At 45.7% G+C, this 17849-nt stretch carries 15 protein-coding genes; 11 read left to right on the forward strand and 4 right to left on the reverse strand.

Going from position 1 to position 17849, the window contains the following annotated elements; genetic code table 11:
• The first annotated feature begins 20 nt into the window (after window positions 1-20).
• Together M1K58_RS10715 and M1K58_RS10720 are read left to right on the forward strand one after the other, a co-directional pair.
• The gene (locus M1K58_RS10715; RefSeq protein WP_306220343.1) at window positions 21-821 is read left to right on the forward strand and encodes a Nif3-like dinuclear metal center hexameric protein; all 801 of its coding nucleotides are present in this window, start codon (window positions 21-23) and stop codon (window positions 819-821) included.
• A gap of 129 nt (window positions 822-950) precedes the next feature.
• A complete protein-coding gene (locus M1K58_RS10720) occupies window positions 951-2432 on the forward strand; it encodes an amidase family protein (protein ID WP_256758841.1) in 1482 nt (493 codons plus the stop codon).
• Window positions 2433-2498: 66 nt separating this feature from the next.
• Here the strand turns inward: M1K58_RS10720 and chrA are convergent, their stop codons facing one another.
• From chrA to M1K58_RS10735, 3 genes are all read right to left on the reverse strand, one after another.
• Window positions 2499-3050 (reverse strand): chromate efflux transporter ChrA, encoded by a 552-nt coding sequence (chrA, locus tag M1K58_RS10725; protein ID WP_256758842.1) that lies wholly within the window; start codon window positions 3048-3050, stop codon window positions 2499-2501.
• A complete protein-coding gene (gene chrB / locus M1K58_RS10730; RefSeq protein ID WP_256758843.1) occupies window positions 3047-3640 on the reverse strand; it encodes a chromate efflux transporter ChrB in 594 nt (197 codons plus the stop codon). Before chrB ends, chrA begins: the two co-directional genes overlap by 4 nt.
• A gap of 66 nt (window positions 3641-3706) precedes the next feature.
• Window positions 3707-4144, reverse strand: a complete 438-nt coding sequence (locus tag M1K58_RS10735; RefSeq protein ID WP_256758844.1) for a universal stress protein — start codon at window positions 4142-4144, stop codon at window positions 3707-3709.
• Between the two features lie 269 nt (window positions 4145-4413).
• Here M1K58_RS10735 and M1K58_RS10740 point away from each other — a divergent pair, with 269 nt between their 5' ends.
• The 6 genes from M1K58_RS10740 (at window position 4414) to M1K58_RS10765 (ending at window position 10034) form a co-directional block, all read left to right on the forward strand.
• Window positions 4414-5346: a hypothetical protein gene (locus M1K58_RS10740; protein ID WP_256758845.1), complete on the forward strand. Its 933-nt coding sequence runs from the start codon at window positions 4414-4416 to the stop codon at window positions 5344-5346.
• A gap of 106 nt (window positions 5347-5452) precedes the next feature.
• On the forward strand, window positions 5453-6193 hold the full coding sequence (locus tag M1K58_RS10745; protein WP_256758846.1) for an ABC transporter ATP-binding protein: 741 nt from the start codon (window positions 5453-5455) through the stop codon (window positions 6191-6193).
• Window positions 6186-6935 (forward strand): ABC transporter permease, encoded by a 750-nt coding sequence (locus M1K58_RS10750; protein ID WP_256758847.1) that lies wholly within the window; start codon window positions 6186-6188, stop codon window positions 6933-6935. Before M1K58_RS10745 ends, M1K58_RS10750 begins: the two co-directional genes overlap by 8 nt.
• A gap of 2 nt (window positions 6936-6937) precedes the next feature.
• A complete protein-coding gene (locus M1K58_RS10755) occupies window positions 6938-8362 on the forward strand; it encodes a sensor histidine kinase (RefSeq protein ID WP_256758848.1) in 1425 nt (474 codons plus the stop codon).
• A 16-nt stretch (window positions 8363-8378) separates the two neighbouring features.
• Entirely contained in the window at window positions 8379-9068 is a 690-nt protein-coding gene (locus tag M1K58_RS10760; RefSeq protein WP_256759036.1) for a response regulator transcription factor, read from the forward strand.
• Window positions 9069-9233: 165 nt separating this feature from the next.
• Entirely contained in the window at window positions 9234-10034 is an 801-nt protein-coding gene (locus M1K58_RS10765) for an undecaprenyl-diphosphate phosphatase (protein ID WP_256758849.1), read from the forward strand.
• Between the two features lie 2 nt (window positions 10035-10036).
• On the opposite strand, the gene M1K58_RS10770 is transcribed toward M1K58_RS10765, so the two are convergent.
• Complete coding sequence (locus M1K58_RS10770; RefSeq protein ID WP_256758850.1) at window positions 10037-10921, reverse strand: AraC family transcriptional regulator; 885 nt, start codon at window positions 10919-10921, stop codon at window positions 10037-10039.
• Window positions 10922-11055: 134 nt separating this feature from the next.
• Between M1K58_RS10770 and M1K58_RS10775 the strand changes: the two genes are divergently transcribed.
• From M1K58_RS10775 to M1K58_RS10785, 3 genes are all read left to right on the forward strand, one after another.
• Window positions 11056-13956 carry a family 78 glycoside hydrolase catalytic domain gene (locus tag M1K58_RS10775; RefSeq protein WP_256758851.1) on the forward strand — a complete coding sequence of 967 codons (2901 nt, stop codon included), beginning with the start codon at window positions 11056-11058 and terminating at the stop codon, window positions 13954-13956.
• 277 nt (window positions 13957-14233) lie between these two features.
• Complete coding sequence (locus M1K58_RS10780; protein ID WP_256758852.1) at window positions 14234-15865, forward strand: response regulator; 1632 nt, start codon at window positions 14234-14236, stop codon at window positions 15863-15865.
• Window positions 15843-17696, forward strand: coding sequence for a cache domain-containing sensor histidine kinase (locus M1K58_RS10785; RefSeq protein WP_256758853.1), 1854 nt, complete (start codon window positions 15843-15845; stop codon window positions 17694-17696). Before M1K58_RS10780 ends, M1K58_RS10785 begins: the two co-directional genes overlap by 23 nt.
• Window positions 17697-17849: the final 153 nt, after the last annotated feature.

Below are 17849 nucleotides of genomic sequence, written 5' to 3' on the forward strand. Positions count from 1 at the left end.
ACGAAAGGTCGGAAGTCGGCATGGTGGTAATTAAAATTCAAGATGTGATCGATGTTCTAATGGCGCCCGTAGGTGATATTCTGGGTAGCATCGACAAGCTCATTGTCGGAAACCCTAGCTCGGAAGTGACGGGAATCGCGGTCACGTTCATAGCGACCCATCATGTTCTGGAGCAGGCATACCATTTAGGAGCAAATTTGATTATCGCGCATGAAGGGACATTCTACTCCCATACGGATTCCATACAACCGCATAGGGGGAGTGACCTCGTTTACAATGCTAAGAAGCAATTTATCGATCATAACGGACTCGCGATCTATCGATTCCACGATTATTGTCATCGTTATGAGCCGGATATCATCATGGAGGGGCTTATTAAAGAGTTAGGTTGGCAGGCATTCGTAACCGAGCAGCTACCTGTGGCAACGGTGATCACTCTCCCTTCTTGTACGGTTAGAGAGGTTGTTGAACATGTCAAGAAACAGCTAGGAATCGGAGCCCTCCGAGCTGTGGGCGATTTGACGATGACATGCGAACGAATCGGTTTGCTCATTGGATATCGAGGAGGGGGAGAGCTCGTAATCCCGATGTTCGACCAGCATAATCTAGATTTGATCCTATACGGTGAAGGGCCTGAGTGGGAGACACCAGAGTATGTAAGGGATGCCATCCACATGGGACAGCGTAAAACACTCCTCGTTGTGGGTCACCTGGAAAGCGAACAGCCAGGGATGAGGCTGCTGGCTGATCGGATCGGAGCTCTTTTTCCTCGTATTCCTGTCCATTTCATACCCGTGAAGCCTGTCTTCCACGTTGTTTAAGTTGAAACAGATCCGTCCCGATGGGGGCGGGTCTAAAGTTAATAATTATTCTATATCTATCCTAAAAGAGTAATCCTTCTTATAATGGGGCTTATAGGCTTAATTAGCTCTCAAGAGGGGTGCTTAACAGTGAATGATAATATCAAAAAGTGGATTGAAGAAGCCACTATCGTAGATATGCAGACTGCTATGGAAGAGGGCACGTTGAGTTCAGAGGATTTGGTTAGCATTTACCTGGAGCGGATTAACGAGTATGATTCGCAAATCAACTCCATCTTGGAAATTAATCCAGATGCGATCGAAATCGCGAGAGCGTTAGACATAGAACGGAGTGAAGTAGGGAGTCGGGGGCATCTGCACGGAATTCCTATGCTGCTCAAAGACAATATCGATACTCAGGATCGCATGCATACGAGTGCGGGTTCTGTAGCTTTGGCTGATTCATATGCTAGTGCCGATGCGTTCGTTGCGTCGCAGCTCCGTTCTGCGGGTGTTGTCTTTCTCGGGAAAACGAATATGACGGAATGGTCTAATTTTATGTCAAGCACAATGCCTGCGGGGTACAGTTCTCGAGGTGGTCTTGTTCTGAGTCCCTATGGTCCAGGCGAGGTGTTCATTAGTGGTTCAAGCTCTGGATCAGCAGCGGCAATCGCTGCTAATCTAGGCGCAGCGGCGATCGGTACGGAGACGGCGGGATCTATAGTGGGTCCAGCATGTCAAAGTTCCGTTGTAGGCATCAAGCCTACAGTGGGATTAATTAGTCGGACGGGCATTATTCCTATTTCAAGCAGTCAGGATACACCGGGTCCAATAGCGCGAACAGTTAAGGATGCCGCGATTATTTTAGGTGCTCTAACCGGTGTTGAGGATAAGGATTCGACTAAGTGGTTAAGCGATACCCAGGCATATAATGACTATACTCCATTCTTAGATACAACTTATCTCCAACAAGCGAGGATAGGTATTCCAAGGCATTATTATAAGCATTTAGACGAAGAGAGGCTTGCTATCATGGAAGCAGCAATTGCGACCTTGAACAATGAGGGGGCCACAATTGTTGATCCCGTTTCTCTCCACATTGAGCATAATGATTGGAATAACGATGTTATTACCTATGAATTTAAGAAGGGTCTTAATGATTACTTCTCACATCTATCTGATTCTGTCCCGATACATTCCTTACAAGAGCTGATTGCTTATAACTGTGACCATGCAGAGGATGCTTTGAAGTATGGGCAAGACACGCTAATCAGGTCAAATGATAACACACTGACCGAAGCGGCCTACCTCCAGAAAAAACAAGAAATCTCGGAGCTGGCACGCACTGAAGGAATTGACTATGTTCTAGATAAATATCAGCTAGATGCATTGCTGTTACCTGGTGACGTTGATGGGATGTATATTGCCGCACGCTTAGGCTATCCTTTAATTTCAGTTCCAGCGGGCTATGTCCATGACGGTACAGTGGATTCCGATGGAGATTCAACTAAAGGACCATTTGGAGTTGTGTTCTCAGGAAGAGCCTATAGTGAATCTGTATTAATTAAAATAGCGTATGGGTTTGAGCAAGCAACTCATCATCGTGTTCAACCTGATCTAGCGAGATTGTAATTCACTTTAACAAAAAGCCTTATCCGTCCCCACTTCAGGGAAGGATAAGGCTTTTAGCTGTCCACGTTAAACACTATGCGAGAGCACCAGGCCACCATAAATGAATGCAGCCACAATAACGATGGCAGGATGAACGCGAAACTTTGTCATCGCCAATAGGGCTACAGCGGCTATACCGGTGGATTGCCAGATTCCGATTGTTGAAGCGGATATTTCGGCCATTTCCCAGGTTAGCAATAGCATCATAATGGCGATAACGGGCTGTACAAGCAAGGTCATCCCTTTGACAGCAGACGATTGCCGATATTTGTTCAATATTTTAAGCAGCACAATTAGGGCAACAGCAGAAGGAGCAACGGTAGCTAACGTTGCAATAATGGCTCCGAACCAACCAGCCACTTGATAACCTACAAAAGCGGCGATTTTGGTGGAAATGGGTCCGGGCAATGCATTCGATACTGCGAGGACATCTGCAAATTCAGCATTCGTAATCCAACTGTAGTGGGTAACGACTTCTTGCTGCATTAAAGGAATGGAGGCTGGTCCACCGCCATAGCCTAATAAATTCGCGACAAAAAACCCCCAGAAAAGCTCAAGCAAATCCGACAATAGACTCATGAGGATGCGTCCTTCTGCTTTTTACGCTTTTTATAACGATCCATCCACGACAGATGGAATGCACCGTAGCCCAGAAAGAGAACAACAACAATCCCTGGGTGCAGCTGTAAGGTGTTTAATAGCAAAAATGCGATCAGGCTAAACAGGATGGCGAATGTCTTCCCCAAACCTTTCCACGCCTTGGAAATAAACTCATAACCCATCATTGCGAGCATGACCAGTATGACCGGACGGACTGCAGCGATCATCCCCATAACGACTTTAGAATGTTGAAGGGAATACAGCGTTCCGAGTAAAGCGATAACAGCAATACTTGTTGGCAGGATATGAGATACAACGGCAACAATAGCTCCAGAAGTTCCCTTCAATTTATATCCGAGATAAGCGGCCATCTTAGGTGCGATTGGACCGGGAAGTGCATTAGCAAGGGCTAGCGTTTCCCCGAATTCATCATCATCGACCCAGTGGTAGCGGGTGATTGCTTCATAACGGATAAGCGGTATAACAGAAGGCCCTCCACCGTATCCTAATATTCCTGTTCGTCCCATAGCGAATATGATGTCTTTATACGTTGTTAATCCTGCAGGCATCCAGTATTCTCCTTACAATTTCATAACTATTCTACTCTTGCTTCGTTTGAATGGTCTGTACCCTTATTATTGTTGAGGGGCATTGACAACCATCACTGGACAATCTGCCAGATGAAGAATGCCCTGACTTACACTACCTAGCATACTTCCAACAAACGCACTGTATCCACGCGATCCAATAATAATATAACGAACGTTTTGATTCAAAGCCTCATTGCAGATTTCTTCTTTAGGTATACCTACTCGCATTTTGGCATTGAACTTGATTCCGGAACTCTCAAGGATGTGCAATCCGGGAGCTATCGCTTCCTCATACAGGGATTGTTGATAGGCTTGTATATCCGAATCACTGAAGAAGCGTTTGGAATTAGGAGTATTCAGGCTAGGCTGTACGTTGAGTAATAGGATCGCCTCGTTAAATTTCCCCGCCATTTCAATCGCTACTCGTAATGCTTCTTGCGCGCTGTTAGAGCCATCAAAGGGCACAATAATGTTTTGTCGCATATCCCTTCATCCCCTCTTGTTCATAGTTGAAATGATGTGGTACGAGCCTTCTCATTCTATTATATCCGTATGCGATTGTTCACGACTATCGTTTTCTTGTCAGGCTATCATTCTTGTTAAGCCACACATCCTCACAATTAATAAATATTTAATAATTGTTTTAGACGCAGTTTACAACTGCTTTAGGAGGATTTTAGAAGCGGGGGCTAAGATGAATGTATGGAAGCCGAGAGGTAATTCCAATATTGATCCCTTAGGAGGATAAGGAAATGAATAAGAAATTCGTCATGATCGGAGCAGGAGTGGTGGCAGGAAGTGTGCTATTGATGTCATCGGTATACGCGGGAATAGGAACTACCCCGGGATATGATACTTACAAATCGGCCATCAAGAATACGGCTTCTACAGTGGATAATGCTACGCAGAAGATTAACCTATCTGTTGAAGATAACGGTAAGGTGCTGCTGCAGGTAAATTCCACGTTGAAGTCAGGTAACAATGATCAATCGAGCAGCGCTAATATTGCTCTACTAAGCGGGCAGACGGAGCAAAGCATTCAAATCTTTAATCAGGACGATAAGGCAATCATCAAGATGGGCAATTCAGAGGTGTATCAAGTCGTGGAGAAGAGTGACGAGGAGAAGGGAAGCGGCGACGAAGGTAGGGAACATAGAAAACTAGAAGACCCGGCCTTCGCTCAGGAGATGGAAAATGTAATCGATGCATTGGTTGGTAATCTGAAAAACAAGGTAACTTTGAAGGACAATGGAACGGCTAAGGAGATTGGGCTTCACCTAGAAGGAAGTCAGCTTCCAGCCCTTGTTAACACTGTAGGTTCACTCGTCATTCGAGAGGGTGGACGCGAACATAGCGATAAGCTGCAACTAGATTCGGGTGATACCTTCGGTGTTAACCTGCAAAGCATTCATGACAGTCTTCCGAAGCTGACGACTGATATCCGAATCCAATCCGTTAATTTGGATGCTGACGTGAACGCCAACAATCTAATCACGAACCACACGGCCGAAATCCAAATTATCGGCAAAGACAACGAAGGAACTAACCATCAGGTGTTCATTAAACTCAGTGTCGATGCATCCGATTTCAACACCACAATTCCTGACACAGTAGATTTAAAGGGGAAGAAAGTGGAGAAGGTACAGCCTTTTAAGGAAGAAGGATTTAAACGTTGGAATAAATAGGGGAAAACAATCAGTTGAGCCGCTAAGTAGCTAGGTTGGAGAGCGTCTTCCCGCCAAGTGATAGTAGGCGCTCTCTCTTTTCTATAATAGAAGGAGGTCGTTATTGTTGGAGAACATTGTTGAGATAGAAGGACTAACGAAAACCTTTCGTAATCAAAGGGGGATTCGTGAGATTGACCTCAATGTGCAGAGAGGAGATATATACGGGTTTTTCGGACCTAATGGTGCAGGCAAGACAACCGTGATGAAGATTATGTGCGGTTTAAGCAGAGCGGACAAAGGTAAAGTTCGGTTATTCGGATATGATGTTACCACGCATTATGAACAGGCTATAACTAAGGTAGGTGTGCTGATCGAAACAGCGGAAGCCTACAACTATATGAGTGGCAGAAGAAATTTGGAGCTTGCGGCGAGAATGTATCCGGGGCTTCCACGCAGGCGCATAGACGAAGTGCTTGAGCTAGTTGGCTTGGACAACGTAGGGCAGGAGAAGGTGGGGCAATACTCGCTTGGTATGAAGCAGCGATTGGGTTTAGCTTCAGCGATACTGTCGAGACCGGAGCTGCTCATTCTGGATGAGCCAACGAATGGACTGGACATAGAAGGAACGGTACAGATTCGCGAGATTGTTATGCGATTGGCTCGTGAGGAGCACACCACATTTTTTATTTCTAGCCATCTCATCCACGAGATGGAGCTCATGTGTAACCGTATTGGCATCTTGTATAACGGCAAGCTAATTCGCGAAGGGCTTAAGTCCGAATTGCTAGAAGGACGCTTCGCAACACTCGAAGATCTCTTCCTCCATGAGGTAAAAGAAGAAAGGGGGGCAATCGCCCATGCATAGCCTATACGCTAACGTCTGGAACGAAACCTTGAAGATGACATTTAAGAAAAAGACTTGGTTTTTTATGGCGATAACGCTGATTATTCCGATAGGAGCGGGCATACTCCTTGCCAATTTTCAAAGCAATATCGGGATTAGTGCCGTTTCTTCAAGCGATTTTCCGATGACTATGCTCGGATTATTCACGGTATTGTTCCTGCCACTCTTTGTATTCATGGGTGCTGCGGATCAGTTTTCGGGAGAGCTAGGGGATCGCACGCTGAAAATAGTACTGACGAGACCGATTTCACGCTTCAAAGTATTTGCGTCTAAACAACTGTCACTAGGTATTTATATTGCCGCGTATTTACTCCTCGCGATGATTGGATCAGTGGTCTCAGCCGTGTTCTTAAGGGGTGGATTATCAGAGTTTGCTATTCTCGACGTATTGATCGCATATGGTGCGGCATTCCTTCCTCTTGCTGTGCTAAGTATTATAGCCGTTTTTCTCGCGCAGTTTTTTACAAGCAGTAGCGGTGCGATAACGGTAAGTATTTTGCTGTACATTGCTGTGAAGGGGAGTTCGTTTTTCTTTCCGCAGGTATCTACTTATTCCCCAACAGCTTACTTGAATTGGCACACGTTATGGTTAGGCAACACTATGGGAAATGGTCAGGTATGGAGTGTATTTATGTTTTTGCTGGCATGTAGTATATTGTTTTTTACAGTGGGGTTTTATTTGTTTGATAAAAAGGAGCATTAGTCGTGTCTATTCGTTTAAGGCTCGTTCTCTCTTATCTAGCTATGCTTGTCGTGCCGTTCGTGCTGATCATTTTGACGGTTATGGTGATCTTTCATTTTGTCGCGAAGAACGATAATCCAATTAAAAAGTTTATCGAGCAGGATGAAAGTACCTACAACGATATCAAGCTGATGAGTTTGCGTGAGCCGGAATCTTTGCTTAAGAGTTCTGTAGCTACAGAGCTTGATAAACGTTTAAGCAAATTCAATAAACAACTGATTATTCGAATTGATGATGAACTTGTGTATACATCAGCACAATTAAGCTCGTCTAATATGTTAACGGAATTACCTGCTTTTGGATCAAGCGATGATACTGATGACATATTCAGAGGCAAGCATGCGATAATACGTCATGAGGACTTTATATTACCGGATAAGCGCGAAGGATCGGTTTTCGTCGTAATGGATAATAACCCTTTTCTAGATGTTGGCGAACAGAATTATATCTGGTTTGCTGTCGTTGTCCTTGTTATCCTTGCTCTGACCAATGGGGTGCTGACTTTTATGGTTTCGCGCAGCATCATTAGGCCGTTGAAAGCTTTGCAGAAGGCTACAGAGGAAATAAAGGATGGAAATCTAGATTATGAAGTCAAGCCACGATCTAAGGATGAGATCGGGAAGCTTAGCGTTGCTTTCGAGGAGATGCGCTTGAGGCTTAAGGAAACGGTTGAGCTGCAGATTCAGTATGAAGAGAGTCGTAAGGAGCTCATATCTAACATTTCCCATGATTTGAAAACACCTGTTACTGCGATTAAAGGGTATGTTGAAGGTATAATGGATGGAGTGACGAATTCACCCGACAAGCTGGACCGCTATGTAAAGACGATTTTTACTAAAGCTATGGATATGGATCGAATGATTGATGAGCTCTTCTTAATTTCTAAGCTAGATTTGGGTAAAATGCCTTTTCACTTTGAACAGGTAGATATGGGCGCTTATTTGCAAGACTGTGCACAAGAGTTATACTTTGATATGGAAAAGAGAGGCATTAAGCTCAAGCTCGATGCTCTGCCAGAGGAAGAGATCCTCATCAAGGCAGATCGCGAGAAGCTAAAGCGTGTGCTTATCAATATAATTGAAAATGCAATGAAGTATATGGATAAAACGGATGGTAAAATCAGTCTGAGTATTCATGCGAAAGACAGTAAGGCGGTAATTCGTGTTAGGGATAACGGTCAGGGTATCGCTGAGGATGCGCTTCCGCATATTTTTGATCGGTTTTATCGTGCAGATCCTTCACGTAACTCGACAACTGGAGGAAGCGGTCTCGGATTGTCGATTGCCAAACAGATTGTGGAAGAGCATGGGGGTCAGGTTTGGGCTGAAAGTGAGCTGAGTAAAGGCACAACCATCTATGTCGAGCTACCCGTGTGGATGAAGCGTTAGGGAGAGGAGGCAGATGATGAGCAAAATACTGATTATTGAAGATGAGCAGAGTATTGCAGAGCTGGAGCGAGATTATCTAGAGATTAATGGCTATACTGTCGATATTGAGAACAGTGGAGATAAAGGGCTACAGCGTGCGCTTAATATGGATTACGATCTCATTATTCTTGATCTTATGCTGCCGAAGGTAGATGGCTTCGAGATTTGCCGTAAAATCCGCGGGGAGAAGGATATCCCCATTATTATGATATCCGCCAAGAAAGAGGATATCGATAAGATTCGTGGTTTGGGTTTAGGTGCGGACGATTATATGAGTAAACCCTTTAGCCCAGGAGAGCTTGTTGCTCGGGTGAAAGCACACTTGTCCCGTTATGAAAGGCTCAGCGGACGGAAGGAAGCACGGAATGATGAAATTCGTATTCATGGCTTGCGGATAGACAAGACAGCTCACCGTGTTTTCGTAAATGAGAAAGAGATTACTTTTACAACGAAGGAATTTGATTTATTATGTTACTTGGCAATAAATCCGGACCGGGTATTTAGTAAAGAGCAGTTGTTCGACCATATCTGGGGCATGGATGCGATGGGTGAGATTGCGACAGTGACCGTGCATATCCGCAAGCTTCGTGAGAAAATAGAACTCGACCCGTCCGACCCCCAATACATAGAGACGATATGGGGAGCGGGCTATCGATTTAGAATATAAGGTGATTGGGGTGTGAGGCAGCTGAGAAGCTCCAGCCCTCAACGATCACCAATTGCGCTGTATAGTTAGGTGAGAGCGAACTACAGCATCAACTCGGCGCTTTTACATGTGAATGTGGCTCAATTAATCTAATAAGCTTCTATTTAGAAAGGCGGATTTTTATTTATGTTTGATTATGTAAAAGCGATTATACTCGGAATTGTAGAAGGATTAACGGAGTTCCTTCCGGTATCGTCCACAGGTCACATGATTTTGGTAGGGGATATTCTCAATTTTGATGGACCAGCAGCGGATACGTTCAAGATCGTCATTCAATTGGGTGCTGTAATGGCTGTTCTAATCCTCTATTGGAAAAGATATATGGACATGTTGAAGGGCTTAGTCACCTTGAACTTCAAGGCTAAGAAGAAGTTGAATGCGATTCATATGATTATCGCGATGATCCCGGCTCTTATTGTTTATTTAATATTTAAAGATGTGATCAAGGAACAATTATTCGGCCCCGCCCCCGTACTGATTGGTTTAGTTGTCGGCGGTATTTTGTTGCTTGTTGCAGTACGGGTTAAGCGTAAAGTGACAGCTGAAAATACAGATGATATCACCTATAAACAAGCTCTTGGCATCGGATTGTTTCAATGCTTGGCGCTATGGCCTGGATTTTCTCGTTCGGGATCGACGATTTCCGGAGGCTTGCTACTCGGGACAAGTCAGAAGGCAGCCGCGGACTTTACCTTCATGATCTCGGTTCCGGTTATGCTAGGCGCTACGGTACTGGATATGTATGATAGCCGTGAATTGTTGACATCGGATAACTTGCTGTTATTTGCAATTGGTTTCGTAGCAGCCTTTATCGTTGCCATGATTGCGGTCGTGACCTTCTTGAATCTAATCAAGCGACTTAGACTGGAGTGGTTCGCACTCTATCGGTTTGTGCTCGCTGCCGTATTCTACTTATTCTTGATGTAGCTTTATCGGCTGTACTGTTGACGGTAGCGGTTAGGGGTCAAACCTGTCATCTGCTTAAACAGATGATGAAACCTCTTCATATCGTTAATTCCTACTCGATAGGCAATCTCTGCAATTGTAAATGTGGCCAATGAAGGATCGATAAGCAGCTTACAGCTGCGGTCGATCCTTTCTTTATGCAACAGGGTAGTGAAAGCTAGTCCGGTATGATCGGACAAATTACGTTGAAGCTGTCTTTCCCCAATTCCGATCTGCTGGGCAACCTGAGTGATTGTCAGCTTTTCATGGAGATGCTGCCGTATATACGCTAGGGCATTGTCCATTCTTTTGGCTGTCGTGTTGATGATCTCTGCTTCTATATTCGGCTTCATGGCTCGTTCCATTCCGATGAGTAGCTGGAGGAGTAAGCCACATAGCATTGTCTCGTAGCCTGTTCTTTTGTTCTCAAACTCCATATGCAGGGACTCGAATAGTCGACTGAATTCACCAGATTTCTCGCGCATTTGCAGCCAGCTGCCAGTCTGAGCGTTGATCTCATTAAAATGATAAAGCCCATATTCGGAAGCTAAAGTGGATGTTAGAAAGGAGAAAATCGTTTCGTCGAAAATGCAGTTCCCAATAATCAGAGGCTGCTTAGGGTTATGGGAGGAGGGACGAAAAATATGGGAAACGCCGATTGGAAGGAAGAACAAATCTCCTTGTGAGACGCGAATTGTCTTATCCTCGATATAATGAAACCCACTACCCGCCCATACATAGCATATTTCTATGAAATCGTGCTTGTGCTCCGGCAAGTCGAATTTCTCGTTAACCCGATTGACGAAGAGAGATAAACCATTCGAGAAAAACTGCTCCCCCTTTTCAATCATCAGACTCGGTTTCCGCATGTTTTACATCCTTTCCTCTTGTTCATTTGAAGTCACTATATACCTATAAGAGTACGTAATCAACCCATAACTTTCGACGTTCAATTTTCTACAATAGAGTAGACAATATACAATCTCTTAAGGAAGTGTTGATAATGAGCTGGAAGGCTGCATGGATATGGGGAGATGGGGAAGTAAGCCCGCGTAATGAATGGAGATGTTTTCGTAAAACGTTCGATATTCCAATGGAGGGCGCGGGGGATGCAACCTTGCGAATTACGGCAGATTCACGGTACGTACTCTATGTTAATGGTACTCAGTTAGGACGAGGTCCGGTGCGCTCGTGGCCATTCGAACAAGCCTATGATACTTATGACGTTGGACATTTGCTAAAACCCGGTGAGAAAAACACAATCGCGGTGCTGGTCATGCACTTTGGAGTTTCAACCTTCTACTATATACGAGGACGCGGAGGGCTGTTGGCGCAGCTCGATTTCGGCTCTGATACAGTTTCCGTTTCAACAGATGCAACCTGGATAACATCAAAGCACCTTGGACAGCATCCAAGATCGCCGCGCATGTCTTGTCAGCAGGCTTTTGCCGAATATGTGGATGCCTCATCTTGGGATCAGAACTGGATTCAGCCTGACTATGATGATTCAGAGTGGCTGAATGCCACAGCTCTTGGGCCAGTTGGCATGGAGCCGTGGACGAAGCTGAAACCGCGTGACATTCCTATGCTGACAGAGGAAATCGTCTATCCTGTGCGCGTAGAATCATTGGCTAAAGTAAAATCATTTAATCTGTCTACTGCTATTGACGTTCGTTCGGTGTTGGTTGAGGGAAGTGAGGATCATGCCAACGTTGTACAATTTACTGGATATGTAGCAACTTCGATTCGGACGAGTCATGCAGGCCAAGCAACACTTGGTTTTCTAGCTTGTGGTGAATGCTTGCAGGGATTTTCCTTGAATGGGGAAATCGTGGATATAGGCCAGTTCTATGGGGTCGATCCGGAGCGATACTTGGATGTAGAGCTTCTTGAAGGGGATAACCTGCTTCTCATTGACGTGTCTAGTAAGGTTCACACGGGTAAGCTTCAAATCGGCGTATACGCGGAGGAATCGATGAAGCTCGAGTTTGTCTCACCGCTGCCTCCGTTGGTGGAGCCTGAGCAATCTGCCTTCTACGCAGTAGGTCCTTTTGACTCTGTAGTACTCTTAGATCATCAGACAAATCGCGAGGTGGACACGGAGCAAGTTGAATACAAAGCCGTGCTTGAATCGGTCAAACGAGCGGAGCATTTGGAAAACTACTCTCATTGGCTTCGCCCGATTGAGTTGAAACACGTATCGGAGGCTGATGTTTTTAGTCTATGCGTATGGAAGAAGGACAACGTTAAGCTCGCAGTTCCCGCACAGCTTCAGAATGTAATCCTACCAAGTGTCGAAGCGGGTGTTGTACCTGTATTCGAAGGCTTCGATACTGAAATTCTGCTTGATTTCGGCAAAGAGTATTCCGGTTACTTAAGCTTCGAGGTTGAAGCGACTGAGGGGACCATTCTGGATTGGTACGGGTTTGAGTATATGTCAGGGGAATACCGACAGGAGATGTACGGGCTTGATCATACGCTTAGATACGTTTGCCGAGCCGGTCGACAAAAGTATTCAACTCCGATACGCAGAGGATTCCGTTATTTGGCTCTAACCGTTCGGAATGCCGCAACTCCTGTGCATATTTATGGCATTACCTTCGCACAAAGTAATTATCCCGTTGCTGAGGTTGGTAGGTTCGAATGCTCGGATCCGCTGCTTAACGATATTTGGGAGATCAGTAGGCACACGACGAAGTTATGCATGGAAGACACGTTCGTTGATTGTCCAGCCTTTGAGCAGGTATTCTGGGTAGGAGATAGCCGTAATGAAGCGCTTGTAAGCAACTACTTGTATGGAGTGCAGGATATTCTGAAGCGCTGCCTGCGGCTCGTTCCGGGTTCCAAGCATCAGACACCTTTGTACGCGGATCAGGTTCCAAGCGGATGGAGCAGCGTCATTCCGAATTGGACTTTCTTCTGGGCAATTGCCTGCTATGAATATTATGAACAAACAGATGACAAGGCTTTTGCTGTTGAGATGTACGATCACATCCGGTTCACGATGGAACATTATTTGCAGAAAATCGATAAGAGTGGTCTGTTTAACGTGAAAGGCTGGAATCTGCTCGATTGGTCCCCGATTGACCAACCGAATGACGGGATCGTAACGCATCAGAACACGTTCCTAGTTCAAACGTTACGTGTGACTGCCAAGATGGGAACGTTAGCAGGGGATATCGAAGGAGCAACGCGCTTTAACGAAGCGGCGGAACGACTTGCTGTTGCAATCAATGAGCAACTCTGGGATGAGGAGAAGCAGGCTTATATCGACTGCATCCATGCCGATGGCCGTCGTTCGAACGTTATTAGTATGCAGACTCAGGTTGTCGCTTCGTTAACGGGTGTAGCGCAAGGTGAGCGCAAGCAGGTTATCGATCGTTATTTGTTAAATCCACCATCACATTTTGTGCAAATTGGCAGCCCATTTATGTCTTTCTTCTACTATGAAGCTCTAGCAAATGTCGGTGGAGTAGGGTTGATCTTGGATGATATCCGCAAAAATTATGGCAATATGATTGAGCATGGGGCGACGACATGCTGGGAACAGTATCCGAATTTCGCCGAAAATCGTGCCAATCCGGACATGCTTACACGTAGCCATTGTCATGCTTGGTCATCTGCTCCGGCGTATTTCCTTGGCCGGGAAGCACTTGGCGTACGTAGCCTTGCACCGGGCTGGAGCGTCGTTGAGATCGCACCGGTTCCAAGTGAGCTCGCATGGGCCCGCGGAAGTGTACCACATCCAGCGGGTGGACGAATCGATGTATCTTGGAAAGCGGACGAAAGTCGTCGCAAGATAGAGCTGATAGTATCGTATCCGTCAGATGTGACTGTACGTATTAAGCTTCCTGATGGTTATGATGGCGACATTATTGAAACGAAGCTGGAGAGAATGTTGTAAGCGACTATTATGTCGATCGACACAAAACCAGCTAATCGTTGGTCAAAGGAATGATAATGTGTAAGGAAACCCCTTTTTTAACATGGCGCAACGTGATGTAGTCACTTGTTGGTGCAAACAATCACGGCTGCCTTGTGGGGTTTTCTTTCACTTTTTTTCTTATCGTAGTTCGCTCTCATACGGGAATTAACCCTTTGAGTTTAATGTAATTGATAACCTATGAGCATAATGGTACTCTAAATAACTGTAAGCGATTACAACTGGGTGGAGGGGTTGCATGTATCGCGTTCTGCTCGTAGAAGACGAAATTTTGGTGAGGCTTGGATTGAAAAACTCGATCGATTGGAATCGATTTCGCATGCAAGTCATTGCGGACGTAGCCAATGGCGCGGAGGCTTGGGACGCATACAAGAAGATGCAGCCGGACGTCGTTATTACGGATCTGAAGATGCCGGTGATGGGCGGACTGGAACTGATTGCGAAAATCAGAAGCGTAAATCCGCACACGCAGCTCGTTATATTGACATGCTTGGAAGAATTCGAGCTTGCCAGGAAAGCGATGTCTCTCGGAGTTCGCGATTATATCGTTAAGCATAGTGTGTCCACTGAAGAATTGGAGACGGTTCTTTCCAAGCTGGAGAACGAACTTGCGAGAACTGCGGAGAAGACGCCCGCGGGGACGATCGTATCGGAAGCGGATATCGGAATCCTCAAGGAGAATTTGCTTAAGGGTTATTTGTTCTTAAACCGTTACTCTCCGGAAGAATTCGGCCGGAAGGCGGAGGAAGTGAACCTAACCTTAAGTCCCCGGCAGATTATCGTCTGCGCGATGGAGATCGATGCGTTCGACCGTTTGCGCGAGAAATTCAAAGACGATAAAGGTCAACTGGTTCGCAGTTCCTTGTTGAACGTGCTCAACGAGGTAATCAAACTCTACGGTCTCAGCGAAGTGTTTCATGATCACGATAACCGATACGTCATCTTATTCAGTTATCCGGGTTCGGACGGCGAGAAGGAAATCGAAGAATCTTTGTATCGAATGCTTGGGCATATCCGGAGAGTGATGACGACCTATTTCAACGTCGTCGTATCGTTCGGGATTAGTAGCAGGGAGAACGGGTTTCCTCATCTACGACGGCAATATCGGGAGTCTGTGGAAGCGCTCGGGCCCGCATTCGCGAAAGGAACCGGAAAAAATTACGTGTGGGGGAGAAAAGGAGACGACGAGCTTTCCCCGGAGACGAAAAGCCGAATTCTAGCTTTAGCCGACCTTTGGGAGCCTGCAAGCGTTAAGTACCGGTCGGGCTTCGCAGAGAGGCTGAACGAATTTCTAGACAGGAAGCTTTTTCGCGCGCGGACGGAGGCTTTAAGAGCATTTATGCAATGGTTGCACGATCCCGTTCTATCCTTGCGACTTACGGGGGAAGAGATGACTGTTTTGTGCTCCGCTTATGCCGAGCGTCTCGTTCAAGCAGGCACGCTAGACGCGATGATCTGCCTATACCAAGATTACGTAAGGGAGATTATCGGCCTCTTGGCCGCTCGGAAGAGAACGAGCAGTTCGGTGACGCTGGCACTGCGTTATATCGAATCTCATTTCGCGGATGACCTCTCCTTGCAGCAAGTTGCGGATGTGGTATCCATGAATGCAAATTACTTCAGTACGTTGTTCAAGAAAGAAATGAAACTTAATTTCATCGACTACTTATTGCAATACCGCGTGGAGAGGGCCAGAGAGCTGTTCTTGAATTCGAACCTGAAATCTTACGAGATCGGGGAACGGGTCGGCTTTGCTAACACTAGCCATTTTAGCCGAGTATTCAAGAAGGTGCTCGGCGTGAGTCCCCGGGAGTATCGCAAGCAATGGGATGAGGGAGCATCGGAGGATGACCAGCATGAAATGGGTTAGGCGGCTCGGAAGAAACCGAAGTTTACGATACCAGCTTCGGTTATCCTTTATTTTGATCAGCTTGATCGCCTTAATCCTGAGTGCTTTGCTTACTTACTTTGGCGTGCTCGGCATTCTGGAGAAAAAAACAAACGAGTCATCGATGCAGTACTTTTTGCAAGCCGGAGATTCGATTAACGAATTCCGCGAAGAAATCGATAAGATGACGAAGCAATTGCTGATCGATCCCAAGTTTCAGCAATTTCTGGACAACAATCTGACGGAAATCCCGAGCCGAATTCAATTGCACAGAGAGATTATGCAGGAAATGGATGTTTATTTAAGGAACTATGACTATTTGGATTCGATTTATCTGTACGCGGACGATGGCAGAGCTATCGGTGTTAATGGGCAAAAATCAGCTTTGATCAACGATAGCTTAAAGCAGGGGCACTTTTATTCTTCTAATAGTTATCATCAAGTCTTGCTTTCTAATATGAAACACACGTTCCCGAGCATCGTATGGTCCGGGGCCAATCGCAGCGAAGATTTCGGGGAACCTTCGCAGCCGGTGGCTGGACGGGATAGCGCAAGAAACATCATTACAGCGGCACGATCGGTGAAATCCTTGTATCAAAGCCTTCCTTCCGCGATTCTGATCCTCAACGTCAAAGAAGAGAAGTTATTTACCCTATATAACAATCTGAAATCCAAATTGAACGGACAAATCTACATTTGCAATCGATCCGGACAGGTTATTTCGCACGTTGACAAGCAAATGCTAGGCTCGGAGAGCAAGGCGTGCAGACAAATTCCCGATGGCTCGGAAAGTGGAAGCTTGAAGAAACAAGACGAACAAATCGTCTATTCCCAGATCGAGTTGACGGATTGGATGATGGTGAAGGAAGTGCCGATTCACGAATTTATCGGAGATATCCTGAATTTGCGCTATCAAATGTTCTGGATCGTGGGAGTCAGTTTTATCGCCGCATTTATCGCGTCCGCGCTATGGATCAAAAAGGTAACGAGACCGATGCATAATCTGATGGAAGCGATGGGCATGGTGGAGAAGGGCAAGCTGGAAATCATTCTCGAAGATGGCGGCATGAACGAATTCTCCCGCTTAAGCAGCGGATTCAACAGGATGTCGGTAGGGATTAAACAGTTGATCGAGCAAAACAGGCTAGCGGAAAAGGAAAAGACGAAGGCTGAAATCCAAATGTTGCAGGCGCAGATTAACCCTCATTTTTTATTCAATACATTAAACACGATAAAGTGGATGTCCGTCGTCAATAAATCGGACAACATTACGAAGAGCATTACTTCATTAAGTAATTTACTGCGGCCGATATTCAAAAATACGGCGTTGCTATGCACGCTGAAGGAGGAATTGGAGTACGCGGATCATTATATTACGATCTTGAATTACCGCTACGGGGAAGGGGTGGAGATCGAATATTCGGTAGCTCCCGAACTCATGAACGATAAAGTTCCACGATTCGTTCTGCAGCCGTTGATCGAGAATTCAGTTCTGCATGGATTCGAGCGAAGCGGTTATGCGGGCAAGATCCGAATAGAAGCCCAGGAATGTCGCCCGTATTTGATCGTTCGGGTGATCGATAACGGGCAAGGCATGTCCGACGAGAAACAAATTCGGGTACGGCAATGGATGGAATCCGACCACATGGATGATCAGGCGGAGACGTCCGATGAAGCTGCTTACGGGATTGGTCTGAGAAACGTGTATCGTAGAATTCGTTTGAATTTCCCGGAATGTCCGACGCTTACGATTTCTAGTCCCTCGTCGGGGGGCTTATGCGTCGAATTTGCTATTCCGATCTCAGACACCTGAATAACAGCAAACAAATCCGAATATAAGGCAACTCCTTAAAGGCAAGCAATCGAAATGGGGAATCTTCCGAAAAACGATCACTTTTTTCGGAGATTCGATCATTTTGCTGCTGCCTTTTTGCTTTTATCATAAGAACTACGAAATGATGCGAGG

This window comes from Cohnella sp. WQ 127256, assembly GCF_024519285.1.
Lineage (GTDB): Bacteria > Bacillota > Bacilli > Paenibacillales > Paenibacillaceae > Cohnella.